The 17,084-nt window shown below is 39.8% G+C and carries 30 protein-coding genes; all 30 read left to right on the top strand.

What is annotated here, in order from left to right; genetic code table 11:
- Positions 1-15: 15 nt before the first annotated feature.
- The 30 genes from QYB95_RS10785 to QYB95_RS10640 all read left to right on the top strand — a co-directional run bounded on the left by QYB95_RS10785 (position 16) and on the right by QYB95_RS10640 (position 17,038).
- A complete protein-coding gene (locus QYB95_RS10785; RefSeq protein WP_301138341.1) occupies positions 16-777 on the top strand; it encodes an ABC transporter ATP-binding protein in 762 nt (253 codons plus the stop codon).
- A complete protein-coding gene (locus QYB95_RS10780) occupies positions 767-2,746 on the top strand; it encodes an FtsX-like permease family protein (protein WP_301138340.1) in 1,980 nt (659 codons plus the stop codon). Before QYB95_RS10785 ends, QYB95_RS10780 begins: the two co-directional genes overlap by 11 nt.
- A 412-nt stretch (positions 2,747-3,158) precedes the next feature.
- Positions 3,159-3,467 (top strand): 30S ribosomal protein S10, encoded by a 309-nt coding sequence (rpsJ, locus tag QYB95_RS10775; protein WP_036172433.1) that lies wholly within the window; start codon positions 3,159-3,161, stop codon positions 3,465-3,467.
- 47 nt (positions 3,468-3,514) lie between these two features.
- On the top strand, positions 3,515-4,144 hold the full coding sequence (gene rplC, locus QYB95_RS10770) for a 50S ribosomal protein L3 (RefSeq protein ID WP_301138339.1): 630 nt from the start codon (positions 3,515-3,517) through the stop codon (positions 4,142-4,144).
- Between the two features lie 26 nt (positions 4,145-4,170).
- Complete coding sequence (rplD, locus tag QYB95_RS10765; RefSeq protein WP_301138338.1) at positions 4,171-4,794, top strand: 50S ribosomal protein L4; 624 nt, start codon at positions 4,171-4,173, stop codon at positions 4,792-4,794.
- Positions 4,794-5,078, top strand: coding sequence for a 50S ribosomal protein L23 (rplW, locus tag QYB95_RS10760; protein WP_301138337.1), 285 nt, complete (start codon positions 4,794-4,796; stop codon positions 5,076-5,078). Before rplD ends, rplW begins: the two co-directional genes overlap by 1 nt.
- Positions 5,079-5,124: 46 nt before the next feature.
- Complete coding sequence (gene rplB / locus QYB95_RS10755; protein ID WP_301138336.1) at positions 5,125-5,955, top strand: 50S ribosomal protein L2; 831 nt, start codon at positions 5,125-5,127, stop codon at positions 5,953-5,955.
- A gap of 60 nt (positions 5,956-6,015) precedes the next feature.
- Positions 6,016-6,294 carry a 30S ribosomal protein S19 gene (gene rpsS / locus QYB95_RS10750; RefSeq protein WP_036183148.1) on the top strand — a complete coding sequence of 93 codons (279 nt, stop codon included), beginning with the start codon at positions 6,016-6,018 and terminating at the stop codon, positions 6,292-6,294.
- Positions 6,295-6,316: 22 nt separating this feature from the next.
- Positions 6,317-6,661, top strand: a complete 345-nt coding sequence (rplV, locus tag QYB95_RS10745; protein ID WP_036200749.1) for a 50S ribosomal protein L22 — start codon at positions 6,317-6,319, stop codon at positions 6,659-6,661.
- A gap of 3 nt (positions 6,662-6,664) precedes the next feature.
- Positions 6,665-7,321, top strand: a complete 657-nt coding sequence (rpsC, locus tag QYB95_RS10740) for a 30S ribosomal protein S3 (RefSeq protein WP_301138335.1) — start codon at positions 6,665-6,667, stop codon at positions 7,319-7,321.
- A gap of 2 nt (positions 7,322-7,323) precedes the next feature.
- On the top strand, positions 7,324-7,758 hold the full coding sequence (gene rplP, locus QYB95_RS10735) for a 50S ribosomal protein L16 (protein ID WP_107932312.1): 435 nt from the start codon (positions 7,324-7,326) through the stop codon (positions 7,756-7,758).
- Positions 7,748-7,948, top strand: coding sequence for a 50S ribosomal protein L29 (rpmC, locus tag QYB95_RS10730; RefSeq protein ID WP_036200742.1), 201 nt, complete (start codon positions 7,748-7,750; stop codon positions 7,946-7,948). The genes rplP and rpmC overlap by 11 nt, the downstream gene beginning before the upstream one ends.
- Positions 7,949-7,966: 18 nt before the next feature.
- Positions 7,967-8,230 carry a 30S ribosomal protein S17 gene (gene rpsQ, locus QYB95_RS10725; protein WP_036200740.1) on the top strand — a complete coding sequence of 88 codons (264 nt, stop codon included), beginning with the start codon at positions 7,967-7,969 and terminating at the stop codon, positions 8,228-8,230.
- Positions 8,231-8,273: 43 nt separating this feature from the next.
- Positions 8,274-8,642, top strand: coding sequence for a 50S ribosomal protein L14 (rplN, locus tag QYB95_RS10720; protein ID WP_036200739.1), 369 nt, complete (start codon positions 8,274-8,276; stop codon positions 8,640-8,642).
- A 36-nt stretch (positions 8,643-8,678) separates the two neighbouring features.
- The gene (rplX, locus tag QYB95_RS10715; protein WP_036200735.1) at positions 8,679-8,987 is read left to right on the top strand and encodes a 50S ribosomal protein L24; all 309 of its coding nucleotides are present in this window, start codon (positions 8,679-8,681) and stop codon (positions 8,985-8,987) included.
- 28 nt (positions 8,988-9,015) lie between these two features.
- On the top strand, positions 9,016-9,555 hold the full coding sequence (gene rplE, locus QYB95_RS10710; RefSeq protein WP_036200734.1) for a 50S ribosomal protein L5: 540 nt from the start codon (positions 9,016-9,018) through the stop codon (positions 9,553-9,555).
- A gap of 21 nt (positions 9,556-9,576) precedes the next feature.
- Positions 9,577-9,762, top strand: a complete 186-nt coding sequence (locus QYB95_RS10705) for a type Z 30S ribosomal protein S14 (protein ID WP_004233656.1) — start codon at positions 9,577-9,579, stop codon at positions 9,760-9,762.
- 29 nt (positions 9,763-9,791) lie between these two features.
- Positions 9,792-10,190: a 30S ribosomal protein S8 gene (rpsH, locus tag QYB95_RS10700; RefSeq protein WP_107932318.1), complete on the top strand. Its 399-nt coding sequence runs from the start codon at positions 9,792-9,794 to the stop codon at positions 10,188-10,190.
- A gap of 30 nt (positions 10,191-10,220) precedes the next feature.
- Positions 10,221-10,760 carry a 50S ribosomal protein L6 gene (rplF, locus tag QYB95_RS10695; RefSeq protein WP_301138334.1) on the top strand — a complete coding sequence of 180 codons (540 nt, stop codon included), beginning with the start codon at positions 10,221-10,223 and terminating at the stop codon, positions 10,758-10,760.
- A gap of 32 nt (positions 10,761-10,792) precedes the next feature.
- Positions 10,793-11,152, top strand: coding sequence for a 50S ribosomal protein L18 (gene rplR, locus QYB95_RS10690; RefSeq protein WP_301138333.1), 360 nt, complete (start codon positions 10,793-10,795; stop codon positions 11,150-11,152).
- 21 nt (positions 11,153-11,173) lie between these two features.
- Positions 11,174-11,674, top strand: a complete 501-nt coding sequence (rpsE, locus tag QYB95_RS10685; protein ID WP_301138332.1) for a 30S ribosomal protein S5 — start codon at positions 11,174-11,176, stop codon at positions 11,672-11,674.
- 14 nt (positions 11,675-11,688) lie between these two features.
- Entirely contained in the window at positions 11,689-11,871 is a 183-nt protein-coding gene (gene rpmD, locus QYB95_RS10680) for a 50S ribosomal protein L30 (protein ID WP_107932326.1), read from the top strand.
- Positions 11,872-11,904: 33 nt separating this feature from the next.
- Positions 11,905-12,345, top strand: a complete 441-nt coding sequence (gene rplO, locus QYB95_RS10675; RefSeq protein ID WP_301138331.1) for a 50S ribosomal protein L15 — start codon at positions 11,905-11,907, stop codon at positions 12,343-12,345.
- Positions 12,345-13,640 carry a preprotein translocase subunit SecY gene (secY, locus tag QYB95_RS10670; protein WP_301138330.1) on the top strand — a complete coding sequence of 432 codons (1,296 nt, stop codon included), beginning with the start codon at positions 12,345-12,347 and terminating at the stop codon, positions 13,638-13,640. Before rplO ends, secY begins: the two co-directional genes overlap by 1 nt.
- Positions 13,641-13,703: 63 nt before the next feature.
- Positions 13,704-14,360 carry an adenylate kinase gene (locus tag QYB95_RS10665; protein ID WP_301138329.1) on the top strand — a complete coding sequence of 219 codons (657 nt, stop codon included), beginning with the start codon at positions 13,704-13,706 and terminating at the stop codon, positions 14,358-14,360.
- A 421-nt stretch (positions 14,361-14,781) separates the two neighbouring features.
- Positions 14,782-15,000 (top strand): translation initiation factor IF-1, encoded by a 219-nt coding sequence (infA, locus tag QYB95_RS10660; protein ID WP_016839390.1) that lies wholly within the window; start codon positions 14,782-14,784, stop codon positions 14,998-15,000.
- A 37-nt stretch (positions 15,001-15,037) separates the two neighbouring features.
- On the top strand, positions 15,038-15,151 hold the full coding sequence (gene rpmJ, locus QYB95_RS10655; protein WP_000868344.1) for a 50S ribosomal protein L36: 114 nt from the start codon (positions 15,038-15,040) through the stop codon (positions 15,149-15,151).
- A gap of 23 nt (positions 15,152-15,174) precedes the next feature.
- On the top strand, positions 15,175-15,540 hold the full coding sequence (rpsM, locus tag QYB95_RS10650) for a 30S ribosomal protein S13 (protein WP_036200723.1): 366 nt from the start codon (positions 15,175-15,177) through the stop codon (positions 15,538-15,540).
- 25 nt (positions 15,541-15,565) lie between these two features.
- The gene (gene rpsK, locus QYB95_RS10645; protein WP_036200722.1) at positions 15,566-15,955 is read left to right on the top strand and encodes a 30S ribosomal protein S11; all 390 of its coding nucleotides are present in this window, start codon (positions 15,566-15,568) and stop codon (positions 15,953-15,955) included.
- Positions 15,956-16,093: 138 nt separating this feature from the next.
- Positions 16,094-17,038, top strand: coding sequence for a DNA-directed RNA polymerase subunit alpha (locus QYB95_RS10640; protein WP_301138328.1), 945 nt, complete (start codon positions 16,094-16,096; stop codon positions 17,036-17,038).
- Positions 17,039-17,084: the final 46 nt, after the last annotated feature.

The raw sequence follows: 17,084 nt of genomic DNA, 5'->3' as shown, positions 1-17,084 counted from the left end.
AAGGGGCGTTATAAATTGTCGGTTTTAGTTGGTAGAAAGATTAGAAAAGTATATGGGAAAAAGTCTACAGCACAGGAAGTGTTGAAAGGTATTGATATAGAAGTTGGCAAAGGAGAATTTGTCGGAATCATGGGACCATCCGGTTCTGGTAAAACGACACTATTAAATGTTTTGTGTTCGATTGATCACCCTACTGAAGGAGTTATAGAAATAAATGGCCAGAGTCTAAGAGGCATGAAAGAAAAGGAGCTGGCTAAATTTCGAAGGGAACAGCTCGGATTCATATTCCAGGATTATAACCTGCTAGATACGCTAACAGTGAAAGAAAACATTCTGCTTCCATTCTCTATTAGTAAACAACCAAGAGCTGTTGCAGAAAGTCGATTAAAAGAGCTGGTTGCCTTGCTGGGCATTTCAGATATCTTGAATAAGTATCCAAATGAAATATCAGGAGGTCAGAAGCAAAGAACTTCTGCTGCACGTGCATTAATAACAAATCCGGCATTAGTGTTTGCAGATGAGCCTACCGGTGCACTTGATTCCAAATCAGCAACAGCATTGTTGACAAATTTAGAGAAAATAAATCAACAGAAATCTGCAACCATCATGATGGTTACCCACGACTCGGTTGCAGCAAGCTTTTGCTCACGAGTTTTATTTCTAAAAGATGGAGCAATCTATACGGAACTATATAAAGGGGATAAAACGAGGCAGCAATTTTTCCAGCAAATTATGAGTACTCAAAGCGTACTAGGTGGTGATGGTTATGACGCTTAGTCGATTAGTCTTTCGCAGTATGCGAAAAAACGTCAAGCAATACTATCTCTATTTCTTTGCGCTTATTTTTAGTGTGACACTTTGTTTTTCATTTACCACACTCCAGTATAATCCCAGTGTAGTTGAAGCTCTTAAGCTAAGTGGTACAGCTTCTGCAGGTTTCAGTGCAGCTAGCTATATTTTGTATGTCATTATTACTCTATTTGTGCTTTATGCCAGCCAGCTCTTTATGAAAAGAAGAAGTAAGGAAATCGGTTTGTATCAACTCATCGGAATGACGAAAGGGTTAGTTGTCCGATTGATCGCCCTAGAAAATATTGTTTTATTTATATTAGCGGTTGGTATTGGGATGATTCTCGGATTTCTAAGTTCTCGTTTATTTGCCATGGTTTTAATGAAAATGCTGGAGATTGATTTAGTGATCCGCCTATCATTTTCCCAGGAAGCATTTAAACAATCGGTTATTATCTTTGCAATTCTCCTGGTAGTCATTATACTGCAGCTAGGCTGGATGGTACGCCGAGTTTCGTTATTATCTTTGTTCAGTGCGACAAAACAAGCTGATGAACGTGTGAAGCGTTTTAGCATCTTCCAGTCAGTAATGGGGTTAGTGGGACTCTTGTTAATAGCTTTTGGATATTATCAATCTACAGAATTATTTAATGTAGAAAAATCAAGTTTATTTAAAAGTTTATTTTTGCACATGATTGTCATACTTGGCTCAACTATGCTAGGCACATTCCTTTTCTTCCGTTACTCCGTTTCGCTTATCATGAATATGATACGTGCAAAGAAAAGTGGTCATTTAAAGGTAACGGATGTAATGGCTGTAACACCGATTATGCATCGGATGAAAGGCAATTCCAAGTCATTGACGCTCATTACATTGCTTACAGGTTTGGCAGTAGGAATCATGAGTTTATCATATATCTCCTATTATTCCTCAGGAACAAGTGCAAGACAGGTTTCGCCATATGACTATATTCTATTAAATAATCAAGGAACAGAGTTTATCGAAGAATTGCAGCATGCCGGGATAGAATTCGAACAAGATACCTACCAAATTTCAAATGTCATGCTAGATATCAGTGAATTAGTATCGGGTCAATTACAAGAATTCACCTTAAATGCCGCAGAGTCGGAAACTACCGTTGTACCCTTAAGTGATTTTCAACAAATAGAGCCTAACGTGAAGCTGGAAAATGGTGATGCCATAATTACAAGTTATGTCAATGTCCTTGCAGAGGTATTACCTATCCAGGCGGGGCGTGACATTATAGTAAATGCTGGAGAAACGGAAGTATCTTTATATATTAAAGATATTCGAGAAGATAATCTATTATCTAGTCGTGTAGCATATGGCAGTCCCATTTTGATAGTAACTGATGAAATGTTTGAGAAAATCCAATTGGAGAAGAATGAGGAACCTGAATTTACCTCTCAGATTGGCATTGATCTTGTAGATAAGCAGGATACAGAGAAAGCGGAAGAGATTTACAAGAGCTTGGCAGATGAAAGATCCATATTAATGGAGGAAAACGACCAGAGCTTCATTCAGCGCTCATATGAAGAGGTAAGAAAGGCGAATATTACCTCATTAGGATTAACCATCTTTGTAACGGCCTTTTTAGGACTTGCCTTTCTGCTTACAACGGGGAGCATTCTCTACTTTAAACAAATGGCAGAAGCAGAAGATGAAAGGGAATCCTACAAGATTCTCCGCAAGATTGGTTTCTCGACAAATGATCTTATGAAGGGAATCTACGCGAAACAAGCATTTAACTTTGGAGTACCATTGGCTATTGGTCTATTGCACAGTTACTTTGCAGTTAAATCGGGCTGGTTTTTATTTGGGTCGGAATTAGCGGCTCCATTAGTTATAACAATGACTTTATATGTCATCATGTATGGTGTGTTTGCGATACTGTCTATACAGTATTATAAGAAAGTAGTAAGAGAATCATTATAATAGTAAGAACTCAAATTTGGTTTTAAAGAAGAACCTATTATAATTGTTTGAATAGTATAATAAATTGCCTCCTGAGTGAATGGGAGGCGGTTTTACATTTTAAAGGAATCAAAACGCAAATTACCACTAAATATACATGAATAAATGTTTGATATAGTATAGGATTTCTTATATACTGATAAAGGCTTTGAAACATTATGTAGAAAAGCGATGTATAAAAGACGACAATAGAAAAGAATTTAGCAAAAACACTTGATTATTCTTTTTTTATTGTATATAATGTTGAATGTTGGTCTTTGACTGCGATGAAGCGGGAGGTTGCCGACACACCCGGCCGCTTTGCCATGGCGAGTGTGTGGGAAATTTCCGTGGAGAATGTCTAGTAATTAGGCGAAAAAAAGGAGGGAAAATTATGGCAAAACAAAAGATTCGTATCCGTTTAAAAGCGTATGATCACCGTGTTTTAGATCAATCTGCTGAGAAAATTGTGGAAACTGCTAAACGTTCAGGTGCTAGTGTATCAGGTCCGATTCCGTTACCAACTGAAAAATCTGTGTACACAATTCTTCGTGCGGTTCACAAGTACAAAGATTCTCGTGAACAATTCGAAATGCGTACGCATAAACGTTTAATCGACATCATTAACCCAACACCACAAACTGTTGATGCGTTAATGAAACTTGATTTACCATCTGGCGTTGATATCGAAATCAAACTTTAATGGTAAAAACAAATAGAACTTTTTAATAATCACAGGAGGTGTGACAAATGGCTAAAGGAATCTTAGGTAGAAAAGTTGGTATGACACAAGTTTTCGCTGAGAATGGTGATTTAATCCCTGTAACAGTTATCGAAGCTACTCCAAACGTAGTTCTTCAAAAGAAAACTGTTGAAACAGACGGTTACGAAGCAATTCAAGTTGGTTTCGAAGATAAGCGCGTTAAGCTTTCTAACAAACCAGAACAAGGTCACGTAGCAAAAGCGAATACTGCTCCTAAGCGCTTCATTCGTGAATTCCGCAACGTTAGTGTGGAAGAGTACGAGGTTGGTCAAGAAGTCAAAGTAGAAATTTTCGCAGAAGGCGATGTAGTAGATGTAACAGGTGTTACTAAAGGTAAAGGTTTCCAAGGTGTTATCAAACGCCATGGTCAATCTCGTGGTCCTATGGCCCACGGTTCTCGTTACCACCGTCGTCCTGGTTCAATGGGTCCAGTTGCTCCGAACCGCGTATTCAAACAAAAGAATTTACCTGGTCAAATGGGTGGTAATGTAGTTACAATCCAAAACATCGAAATCGTTAAGGTTGATGTTGAGCGTAACTTACTACTTGTTAAAGGTAATGTTCCTGGTTCTCGTAAAGCATTAGTTACAGTGAAAACTGCTGTAAAATCTAAATAATTTCTCGAAGAAAGGAGGAAACAGGAATGACAAAAGTATCTGTACTTAGTCAAACAGGCGCTTCTGTAGGTGAAATCGAGTTAAACGACTTAGTTTTCGGAATTGAGCCAAATGAAGCAGTATTATTCGACGCAGTAGTTGCACAACGCGCTTCTCTACGTCAAGGTAATCATAAAGTTAAAAACCGTTCTGAAGTTGCTGGTGGTGGACGTAAACCATGGCGTCAAAAAGGAACTGGTCGTGCTCGTCAAGGTTCTATCCGCTCTCCACAATGGCGCGGTGGTGGTACTGTATTCGGTCCAACTCCACGTAGCTACAGCTACAAATTACCGAAGAAAGTTCGTCGCTTAGCTCTTAAATCTGCTTTATCAGCTAAGGTTGGAGAACAAAACTTCTTAGTTCTTGATGCATTGCAATTAGCTGCACCAAAAACAAAAGATTTCAAAGCGATTTTAGGTAACCTTAAAATCGAAAAGAAAGCTTTATTCGTTACAGCTGAATTAGATGAAAACGTAGCATTATCTGCTCGTAACATCCCTGGTGTAACTGTTTTAACGGCTTCTGGAATCAACGTTCTTGATCTATTAGGTCACGAAAAAGTTGTATTCACTAAAGCTGCTGTAGAAAAAGTTGAGGAGGTGCTTGGATAATGGAAGCACGTGATATCTTAAAACGTCCGGTCATTACTGAGCGTTCTTCTGAGCTTATGGCTGAGAAAAAATACACTTTTGAAGTTGATGTTCGCGCAAACAAAACTCAAGTTAAAGATGCTGTACAAGAGATCTTTGGCGTAACAGTTGAAAAAGTTAACATCATGAACTACAAAGGTAAATTTAAACGTGTTGGTAAATTCGGCGGATACACAAACAAACGTCGTAAAGCAATCGTTAAATTAACTGCTGATAGCAAAGAAATCGAAATTTTTGATATTTAATTTCCGATAAGGAAAGAATCGAACATTCAAGAAGGAGGGAAAACACATGGCGATTAAAAAGTATAAACCAACCTCAAATGGTCGTCGTAATATGACGTCATCTGACTTTGCGGAAATCACAACTAATAAGCCTGAAAAGTCATTATTAGAACCAATTAAACGCAAAGCTGGTCGTAATAACCAAGGTAAAATTACTGTTCGTCATCATGGTGGTGGTCATAAGAAGCAATACCGCGTAATCGACTTCAAACGTACAAAAGACGGAATTCCTGCACGCGTTGCTACTATTGAATATGATCCAAACCGCTCTGCGAATATCGCATTAATCAACTACGCTGACGGTGAAAAACGTTACATCTTAGCACCTAAAGGATTAGAAGTTGGTCAAACAATCGTATCTGGTCCAGATGCTGATATTAAAGTAGGTAACGCTTTACCATTAGCAAACATTCCAATGGGTACAACTATCCACAACATCGAGTTAAAACCTGGTAAAGGCGGACAATTAGTACGTTCTGCTGGTACTTCTGCACAAGTACTTGGTCGTGAAGGTAAATATGTAATTGTTCGTTTACAATCTGGTGAAGTTCGCTTAGTATTAGCAACTTGCCGTGCAACAATCGGTCAAGTAGGTAACGAGCAACACGAACTTATCCACATTGGTAAAGCGGGTCGTTCTCGTTGGTTAGGTAAACGCCCAACTGTTCGTGGTTCTGTAATGAACCCTAACGATCACCCACACGGTGGTGGTGAAGGACGTTCTCCAATCGGACGTAAATCTCCAATGACACCATGGGGTAAACCAGCTCTTGGTTACAAAACGCGTAAGAAGAAAAACAAAACTAATAAGTTAATCATTCGTTCTCGTAAAAAATAATGTGATTGTACTACGGTTCGCATATAGGGCCGTGGTGGAGTCACGGAGGGAGGTTCCTAAATGGGTCGCAGCTTGAAAAAAGGACCTTTTGTGGATGATCACTTAATGAAAAAAGTTGAAGCACAAGAAGGTTCAGAGAAAAAACAAGTTATCAAAACTTGGTCACGCCGTTCTACTATCTTCCCGAACTTCATCGGTTTAACAATCGCTGTATATGATGGACGTAAACACGTTCCTGTATACGTGACAGAAGATATGGTAGGTCACAAACTAGGCGAATTCGCACCGACACGTACTTACAAAGGTCACGGTGCAGATGACAAGAAAACAAGACGCTAATTTTGAGAGGAGGTAAATCCTAATGACACAAGCTAAAGCTATCGCTCGCACAGTGCGCATCGCTCCTCGTAAAGTACGTCTAGTAGTAGACTTAATCCGAGGCAAGCAAATTGGTGAAGCAGTTGCAATTTTACGTCATACTCCAAAAGCGGCGTCTCCAGTCGTTGAAAAAGTATTAAAATCTGCAGTTGCAAACGCTGAGCATAACTATGATTTAGATGTAAACAACCTAGTTGTTTCTGAAGTTTTTGTTGACGAAGGTCCAACATTAAAACGTTTCCGTCCACGTGCACAAGGACGTGCAAGCGCAATTAACAAACGCACAAGCCACATTACTCTAGTGGTATCTGAGAAGAAGGAGGGTTAATCCGTGGGTCAAAAAGTACATCCAATAGGACTACGAGTTGGTATTATTCGTGATTGGGAGTCAAAATGGTACGCTGAGAAAGACTATGCGACTTTATTACACGAAGATATCAAAGTTCGTAAATATATCGAATCTGCATTAAAAGAAGCATCTGTTTCTAAAGTAGAAATCGAACGCGCTGCAAACCGCGTAAACATTACAATTCACACAGCGAAACCAGGTATGGTAATCGGTAAAGGCGGTACGGAAGTTGAAAACTTACGTAAATACCTTAACGATTTAACTGGTAAACGTGTACACATTAACATCGTAGAAATCAAAAGAGCTGATCTTGATGCTCGTTTAGTAGCTGAAAACATCGCTCGTCAACTTGAGAACCGCGTATCATTCCGTCGTGCTCAAAAACAAGCAATCCAACGCACAATCCGTGCTGGTGCAAAAGGAATTAAAACACAAGTATCTGGTCGTTTAGGTGGCGCTGATATCGCGCGTGCTGAACATTACAGTGAAGGAACTGTTCCACTTCATACTCTTCGTGCTGACATCGATTATGCTCACGCAGAAGCTGACACTACTTATGGTAAACTAGGTGTTAAAGTATGGATCTATCGTGGTGAAGTCCTTCCAACGAAGAAGAGCTCTGTGGAAGGAGGCAAATAATAATGTTATTACCAAAACGCGTAAAATATCGTCGTGAACACCGTGGTAACATGCGTGGAGAAGCGAAAGGCGGTAAAGAAGTTTCTTTCGGTGAATGGGGCTTACAAGCAACAACTGCAAGCTGGATCACTAACCGTCAAATCGAATCTGCCCGTATTGCAATGACACGTTACATGAAACGTGGCGGTAAAGTTTGGATTAAAATTTTCCCACACAAGCCTTACACTAAAAAGCCTCTAGAGGTTCGAATGGGTTCCGGTAAAGGTTCTCCAGAAGGCTGGGTAGCAGTAGTAAAACCAGGAAAAGTAATGTTTGAGGTTGCTGGTGTATCTGAAGAGATCGCACGCGAAGCACTTCGTTTAGCATCACACAAACTTCCTGTTAAATGTAAGATCGTTAAACGTCAAGAAACTGGTGGTGAATCTAATGAAAGCTAATGAAATCCGTGACCTTGCCACTTCTGAAATTGAATTACAAGTGAAATCACTGAAAGAAGAGCTTTTCAACCTTCGCTTCCAATTGGCGACTGGTCAATTAGAAAACACAGCTCGCATCCGCGAAGTTCGTAAAGCGATTGCGCGCATGAAAACTGTGATTCGTGAAAGAGAAATCAGTGCAAATAACTGATAAAGGAGGTTCTTTAGTATGACTGAGCGTAATCAACGCAAAGTTTACACGGGCCGTGTAGTTTCTGATAAAATGGACAAAACAGTTACTGTTCTTGTTGAAACTTATAAGAAACATAAATTATATGGTAAACGTGTAAAGTACTCTAAAAAATTCAAGGCTCATGATGAGTTGAACGAAGCGAAAATCGGTGATATCGTACGTATCATGGAAACTCGTCCGTTATCAGCTACAAAACGTTTCCGCCTAGTGGAAGTCGTAGAAAAAGCTGTTATTATTTAATAACATTTCGGAAACATTCGAATTCCGAAGGGAGGTAACCTAAGTGATCCAACAAGAAAGTCGTATGAAAGTTGCTGACAACTCAGGTGCACGCGAAGTGTTAACAATTAAAGTACTTGGTGGTTCTGGCCGTAAAACTGCTAACATCGGTGATATCGTTGTTGTAACAGTTAAGAAAGCAACACCAGGGGGCGTTGTCAAGAAAGGTGACGTTGTTAAGGCTGTTGTCGTTCGCACAAAATCTGGTGTACGCCGTAAAGATGGTACTTATATTAAATTTGACGAAAATGCTTGCGTAATCATCAAAGACGATAAGTCACCACGCGGAACTCGTATTTTCGGACCTGTTGCACGTGAATTACGTGATAGCAACTTCATGAAAATCGTTTCATTAGCTCCAGAAGTTCTTTAATTTCATGATAGTACCAATCAAGGAGGTGCGACACTAATGCATGTAAAAAAGGGCGACAAAGTAAAAGTTATCACTGGTAAAGATAAAGGTAAAGAAGGCGTAGTTTTAGCTGCTTTCCCAAAACAAGACCGAGTTCTTGTTGAAGGTATTAACATTGTTAAAAAACACGTTAAACCTAACCAGTTAAACCCACAAGGTGGTATTGTAAGCCAAGAAGCAGCAATCCACGTATCGAACGTAATGCTAATCGATCCGAAATCTGGCGAGCCGACTCGTGTAGGTTACAAAATCGAAGATGGCAAAAAAGTTCGTGTTGCAAAAAAATCAGGTGCAGTAATCGACTAATAAGAAATTTGAGAAGGGAGGTACGAACATGAGCCGCCTAAAAGAAAAATATTTAAATGAAGTTTCTCCAGCTCTTATGAGCAAGTTTGAATATAAATCAGTAATGCAAGTGCCTAAAGTAGACAAAATCGTAATCAACATGGGTGTTGGTGACGCTGTACAAAACTCTAAAGCACTAGACGCTGCTGTAGAAGAATTAACAATCATCACTGGACAAAAACCAGTTGTAACTAAAGCGAAAAAATCTATCGCTGGTTTCCGTCTACGTGAAGGAATGCCTATCGGTGCAAAAGTTACATTACGTGGTGAACGTATGTATGAATTCTTGGACAAATTAATCGCTATCGCACTTCCACGTGTACGCGACTTCCGCGGTGTTTCTAAAAAATCATTTGATGGTCGTGGAAACTACACACTAGGTGTTAAAGAACAATTAATTTTCCCAGAGATCGATTACGATAAAGTTTCAAAAGTACGCGGTATGGACATCGTGATCGTAACAACTGCGAATTCTGATGAAGAAGCTCGCGAGTTATTGACACAATTCGGTATGCCGTTCCAAAAGTAATAAAATAAGGAGGGCGAAAACGTGGCTAAAAAATCAATGATCGTTAAACAACAACGTAAGCAAAAGTTTAAAGTTCAAGAATATACACGTTGTGAACGCTGTGGTCGTCCACATTCTGTATATCGTAAATTTAAACTTTGCCGTATTTGTTTCCGTGAACTTGCATATAAGGGACAAATTCCTGGCGTTAAAAAAGCTAGCTGGTAATCCCCTAAATTGGGAAGGAGGTAAAATTTATGACAATGACAGATCCGATCGCAGATATGTTAACACGCATTCGTAATGCTAACATGGTTCGTCACGAGAAGTTAGAAGTACCAGCTTCAAACTTAAAGAAAGAAATCGCTGAAATTTTAAAGCGTGAAGGTTTCGTTCGTGATGTAGAGTATGTTGAAGATAATAAGCAAGGTATCATCCGTATCTTCTTAAAATATGGAAAAGAAAACGAGCGTGTTATCACTGGCTTAAAACGTATTTCAAAACCTGGCTTACGTGTATATGCTAAAACTGACGAAGTACCTCGTGTACTTAACGGTTTAGGTATCGCTTTAGTATCAACTTCTCAAGGTTTATTAACTGATAAAGAAGCACGTGCTAAAAAAGTTGGCGGAGAAATCTTAGCTTACATTTGGTAATTAGCAATAAAAGAATGGAGGTGCAACTAAATGTCTCGTGTAGGTAAAAAACCAATCGAGGTTCCTGCTAACGTAACATTAACTATCGCTGACGATAACACAGTTACAGTTAAAGGACCTAAAGGCGAATTAACTCGTCAATTCAACCAAGATATGAAAATTGAATTAGAAGGAAACATCATCAATGTTGTTCGCCCTTCTGAGTCAAAACAACACCGTACTATTCATGGTACAACTCGTGCGCTATTAGCAAACATGGTTACTGGTGTTTCTGAAGGATTTTCTCGTTCTCTAGAACTTATCGGTGTAGGTTACCGTGCGCAATTACAAGGTACAAAACTTGTACTTAACGTTGGTTACTCTCACCCAGTTGAGTTTACACCTGAAGAAGGTCTAGAAATCGAAGTTCCTTCAAATACAAAAGTGATCGTAAAAGGTATTAGCAAAGAACGTGTTGGTGCATTAGCATCAAACATTCGTGATGTTCGCCCACCAGAGCCTTATAAAGGTAAAGGTATTCGTTATGAAGGCGAATTTGTACGTCGTAAAGAAGGTAAAACAGGTAAATAATGCTGCCTAAGCATTAGAAAGGAGTGACCTCTGTGATTACGAAACAAGATAAAAATCAAGTTCGTAAAAAACGTCATGCGCGTGTTCGTACAAAGATCTCGGGTACTGCTGAACGTCCACGTTTAAATGTATTCCGTTCAAACAAGAACATTTATGCGCAACTTATTGACGATGTTGCTGGTGTAACACTTGTTAGTGCATCTTCTCAAGAAAACGGTTTTGAGGGTGTAGGTAGCAATGTAGAAGCTGCAGCAAAAATCGGTGAAACAATCGCTAAACGCGCTGCGGAAAAAAATATTACTGCTGTTGTATTTGACCGTGGTGGTTACTTATATCATGGACGTGTAAAAGCTTTAGCTGAAGCTGCACGTGAAAACGGCTTAGAATTTTAATAAGAAGGAGGGACATACTTCATGAGTCGCATTGACGCAAACAAACTTGAACTTGAAGAACGCGTAGTTACTATCAACCGCGTTGCTAAAGTTGTTAAAGGTGGACGTCGCTTCCGCTTTACAGCACTAGTTGTTGTAGGTGATAAAAACGGTCATGTAGGTTTCGGTACTGGTAAAGCTCAAGAGGTTCCAGACGCAATCCGTAAAGCTGTTGAAGACGCGAAGAAAAACTTAATCGAAGTGCCACGTGTTGGTGGAACAACTCCACATGATGTTGTTGGTCGCTTCGGAGCAGGTCAAATCTTAATCAAACCTGCAGCTCCAGGTACTGGAGTTATCGCTGGTGGTCCTGTACGTGCCGTACTTGAACTTGCTGGTATTACTGATATTCTTTCAAAATCTCTAGGTTCAAACACACCAATCAACATGGTACGTGCTACTGTTGCTGGTCTAAATGAACTGAAACGCGCAGAGGACGTTGCAAAACTACGCGGTAAATCAGTGGAAGAACTATTAGGATAAGGGGGGGAATTATAATGACAAACAAATTAGAAATTACCCTTACTAAATCTTTAATCGGTACTAAGCCTCAACAACGCAAAATTGTTGAAGCTCTAGGTTTACGTAAAATGAACCAAACTGTTGAACAAGCTGACAACGCAGCTATTCGCGGTATGTTAGATAAAGTAGCTCACTTAGTTACTGTAAAAGGAAATTAATTTTCAAACATTGAACAAGGAGGTGCCACCCATATGAAACTTCATGAGTTAAAACCAGCAGAAGGATCACGTAAAGAGCGTAACCGTGTTGGTCGTGGTATCGGTTCTGGTAACGGTAAAACTGCAGGTAAAGGTCATAAAGGTCAAAACGCTCGTTCTGGCGGCGGCGTTCGTCCTGGATTTGAGGGGGGTCAAAACCCACTATTCCGTCGTTTACCAAAACGCGGCTTTACGAACATCAACCGTAAAGAATTCGCAATCGTTAACCTTGATGCATTAAACCGTTTCGAAGATGGTGCAGAAGTAACACCTGCATTATTACTAGAAACTGGTATTGTGAGTAATGAAAAAGCTGGAATTAAGATTCTAGGTAATGGAACTCTTAACAAAAAGCTTACAGTAAAAGCTCACAAGTTCTCAGGCAGTGCTAAAGAAGCTATTGAGAACGCTGGCGGAACAACAGAGGTGATCTAATGTTTCAAATGATCTCAAACTTTATGCGCGTTCGAGATATACGAAATAAAATCATCTTTACATTATTAATGTTGATCGTTTTCCGTATTGGAACATTCATTCCAGTACCAAACGTCGACTCTCAAGTATTAAAGGTGGCCGATGAGTTTAACTTAATTGGTTTCCTTAATACTTTCGGCGGTGGTGCATTGTCTAACTTCTCAATCTTTGCATTGGGGATTATGCCATACATTACAGCTTCCATTATCGTTCAATTGCTGCAAATGGATGTAGTTCCGAAGTTTGCGGAATGGGCTAAACAAGGTGATGTTGGTCGACGCAAGTTGGCACAATTCACTCGTTACTTAACAGTTGTTTTGGCTTTCATTCAAGCGTTCGCTATGTCATTTGGGTTCAACCAAATGTACGGTGGTACGCTAATCACTGATACAAGTGTATTATCATACCTAACGATCGCGGTCGTGTTAACTGCGGGTACTTCTTTCCTACTGTGGTTAGGTGAACAAATTACTTCACATGGTGTTGGAAATGGTATTTCTATCATTATCTTTGCGGGTATTGTGGCTGCTATTCCTACAACAGTGAACCAAATCTATGCACAACAAATCGAGGATGCTGGAGATCAGCTGTTTATTAAAATCGCTATTCTAGTATTACTTGCTTTAGTTATGCTTGCAGTTGTAGTTGGAGTTATCTATATTCAACAAGCGTTGCGTAAGATTCCAATTCAATATGCAAAACGAGTTGCGGGACGTGCGCCACAAGCTGGTGGACAACAAACACATTTACCTTTAAAAGTAAATGCTGCAGGTGTTATTCCGGTAATCTTTGCAGTTGCGTTTATTGTTACGCCTCAGACTTTAGCAACGTTCTTCGGTCAAAATGGCTTCACTACCTTCATCATGAACACGTTTGATTATAACAAACCTGTCGGGATGATTATCTATATTGCATTGATTGTTGCGTTTACGTACTTCTATGCATTTATTCAAGTGAATCCAGAAAATTTGTCCGACAACTTGAAAAAACAAGGTGCGTACATTCCTGGCATCCGCCCTGGTAACGATACGCAAAGTTACTTAACAAAAGTTCTATACCGTTTAACATTCGTTGGTGCTCTATTCTTGATTGTTATTTCAGTTTTACCAATCCTATTCATTAATTTCATGAACCTGCCTGCCTCGGCACAAATCGGCGGTACTAGTGTAATTATCGTAGTTGGTGTTGCTTTGGAAACAATGAAGCAATTAGAAGCTCAACTTGTAAAACGTCATTATAAAGGCTTTATGAAATAAAATGCAGGTTTTAGGAAACGTCCATGTTTCCTAAGCCAGCAAGCTTTAGGGGGAGTGAAACGTATGAATATCGTTTTAATGGGTCTACCTGGTGCCGGTAAAGGTACACAAGCAGACAAAATTGTTGAGAAGTACGAAATCCCTCATATTTCTACAGGCGACATGTTCCGTGCTGCTATTGGCGCGGGCACAGAATTAGGTTTAGAAGCTAAATCGTATATGGATCAAGGTGCTTTAGTACCTGATGAAGTTACGATTGGCATCGTTCGTGAACGACTGGCACAAAAAGATTGTGAAAAAGGTTTCTTATTAGACGGGTTCCCACGTACAGTTCCACAAGCCGAGGCTTTAGATAGCATCCTAGATGAACTTGGGAAGAAAATTGATCATACAATCAATATCCAAGTTGAAAAAGATGAACTAGTAGCACGTCTTAGCGGTCGTCGTATTTGTAAAACTTGTGGTACATCTTACCATGTCATTTTCAATCCTCCGGCAGTGGAAGGCAAATGTGACAAAGATGGCGGCGAATTATACACACGTGCGGACGATAATCCTGATACGGTAGCAAACCGTCTGGAAGTAAATATGAATCAAGCACAACCTTTACTTGATTTCTATGAATCTAAAGGTGTTTTAACAAATATCGATGGACAGCAAGATATCGTAAAAGTGTTTGCTGATCTTGACGCTCTATTACTACAGGGCAGCCGCAGCTGATACCCGGCATTAGACGAGAGTCAAACTGCTTTTCGCGGGAGACTTTGCGGGTGCAACAAAATAAACTTTATTGAGAGTTGCAAAAGCATATTGTGCCCGGTATACACGAGACACAAATGTGATAGAATCTATTTTGTGGTAAGTGTTATGGGTTTCGTGGAAGCATCTTTGTAACGGGTATGAATCTCTCATCCAAGACATTCCGGGATACGAGTAAAGAAGTGACTCCATTTCTTTATCGGAAGTAGTCATTCCCTGGATTGTGTGAAGCGAAACCAGACGAGCGTCTTTCGAACATCTCTCATACAATCCAAGCATATGTTGGTGAAGTTGCTTCTATTGAATAAAAACAGTTGCATAGATTCTCTTTATCGTGTATGTTAGAGAATCGAAAAACGCATATAGAAGGGAGACAGGGTTGATGGCGAAAGACGATGTAATTGAAGTCGAAGGAACAGTTGTTGAGACTTTGCCAAACGCGATGTTTAAGGTAGAATTAGAAAATGGGCACACGGTGCTTGCGCACGTTTCTGGAAAGATTCGTATGCACTTTATCCGTATTTTACCTGGAGATAAGGTTACTATTGAGTTATCTCCATACGATTTAACTCGCGGTCGTATCACATACCGTTTTAAATAATCTTTTGCACTCCGGACTATTAAGGAGGTTGGGTTAGATGAAAGTGAGACCATCTGTGAAACCGATCTGCGAAAAATGTAAAGTAATTCGCCGACGCGGTAAAGTAATGGTAATCTGTGAAAATCCTAAACACAAACAAAAACAAGGATAATTATAAGGAGGTGCACAACGTACATGGCACGTATTGCTGGAGTTGACATTCCTCGCGACAAACGCGTGGTAATTTCATTAACTTACATTTACGGAATTGGTAAAACTACATCTCAAAAAGTATTAGCTGCTGCTGGTGTCAACGGAGATACTCGCGTACGCGATCTTACTGAAGATGAGTTAAACAAAATCCGTGAACAATTAGATACTTATAAAGTGGAAGGTGACTTACGTCGCGAAATTTCACTTAACATTAAACGTCTGATGGAAATCGGTTCTAACCGTGGTATCCGTCACCGTCGTGGTTTACCTGTTCGTGGTCAAAATACGAAAAACAATGCGCGTACGCGTAAAGGTCCTCGTAAAACTGTAGCGAACAAGAAAAAATAATAAGTAAAGGGGGTTCCTTCTTAACATGGCTCGTAAACAACAAACTCGTAAACGTCGTGTGAAAAAGAATATCGAATCTGGTATTGCACACATCCGTTCTACATTTAACAATACAATCGTAACGATTACAGATATGCAAGGTAACGCAGTATCTTGGTCTAGTGCTGGTGCGCTTGGATTCAGAGGCTCACGTAAATCTACTCCTTATGCTGCTCAAATGGCTGCTGAAGCTGCTGCAAAAGCGTCCGTTGAACATGGTCTGAAGACGTTGGAAGTAACTGTTAAAGGTCCTGGTGCTGGTCGTGAAGCTGCTATTCGTGCACTTCAAGCTGCTGGTTTAGAAGTAACTGCAATCAAAGATGTTACTCCAGTACCACATAACGGTTGCCGTCCGCCAAAACGTCGTCGTGTGTAATGGGTGCATCTCAATAAATTGAGTTCATCATTGCTTGTACAAAACAAAATCTTGTGCAAATCTTATAAAGTCAATAGTTTTTGACTATTATGATGTTATGAACCTATACATTCGATGTTTTGAAGGAGGGTAAATTGAATGATCGAAATTGAAAAACCAAAGATTGAAACTGTTGAGATCAGCGAAGATTCCAAATTTGGCAAGTTTGTTGTAGAACCGCTTGAACGCGGGTACGGAAACACTTTGGGTAATTCTTTACGTCGTATCCTTCTGTCTTCATTACCAGGAGCTGCTGTTACATCTATTCAAATTGATGGTGTATTACACGAATTCTCAACTGTAGAAGGCGTAGTAGAAGATGTTGCTTCAATTATTTTGAATATCAAAAAACTTGCACTTAAAATCTACTCTGACGAAGAAAAAGTTATTGAGATTGACGTGAAAGGTGATGGAACGGTTACAGCTGCTGATATCACACATGACAGTGACGTTGAAATATTAAATCCAGATTTGTATATTGCAACAATCGCTAAAAATGGTCATCTGCGTATGCGTATGTATGCTCGCCGTGGCCGTGGATATACTCCTGCTGATCAAAACAAACGTGAGGATCTTCCTATTGGCGTGATCCCGATCGACTCTATTTACACTCCAGTTTCACGCGTTAATTTTCAAGTGGAGAACACTCGTGTTGGACAGAATTCCGATTTCGACAAGTTATCACTTGATGTGTGGACAGATGGTAGCATCGGTCCAAAAGAGGCGATATCGCTCGGGGCGAAAATTTTAACTGAGCACCTTAATATCTTTGTAGGCTTAACGAATGAGGCACAAACTGCTGAAATCATGGTCGAAAAAGAAGAGGATCAAAAAGAAAAAGTTTTAGAGATGACGATTGAGGAGTTAGATCTTTCAGTTCGTTCGTACAACTGTTTAAAACGCGCTGGTATCAATACGGTATTGGAACTTGCGAATAAATCAGAAGACGACATGATGAAAGTACGTAATCTTGGTCGAAAATCACTAGAAGAAGTAAAAGCTAAATTAGAAGAGCTTGGTTTAGGATTACGTAAGGAAGACTAATCAAGTAAACTTACTTATAGCAGTCTAGATTAAAGGAGGGAACATC

Origin of the sequence: Ureibacillus aquaedulcis (genome assembly GCF_030418165.1) — a bacterium.
In the GTDB taxonomy this organism is placed as follows: Bacteria; Bacillota; Bacilli; order Bacillales_A; family Planococcaceae; genus Ureibacillus; species Ureibacillus aquaedulcis.
The sequence above is the reverse complement of the archived record's forward strand: the minus strand, read 5'-3'. Positions and strand labels throughout refer to the sequence as shown.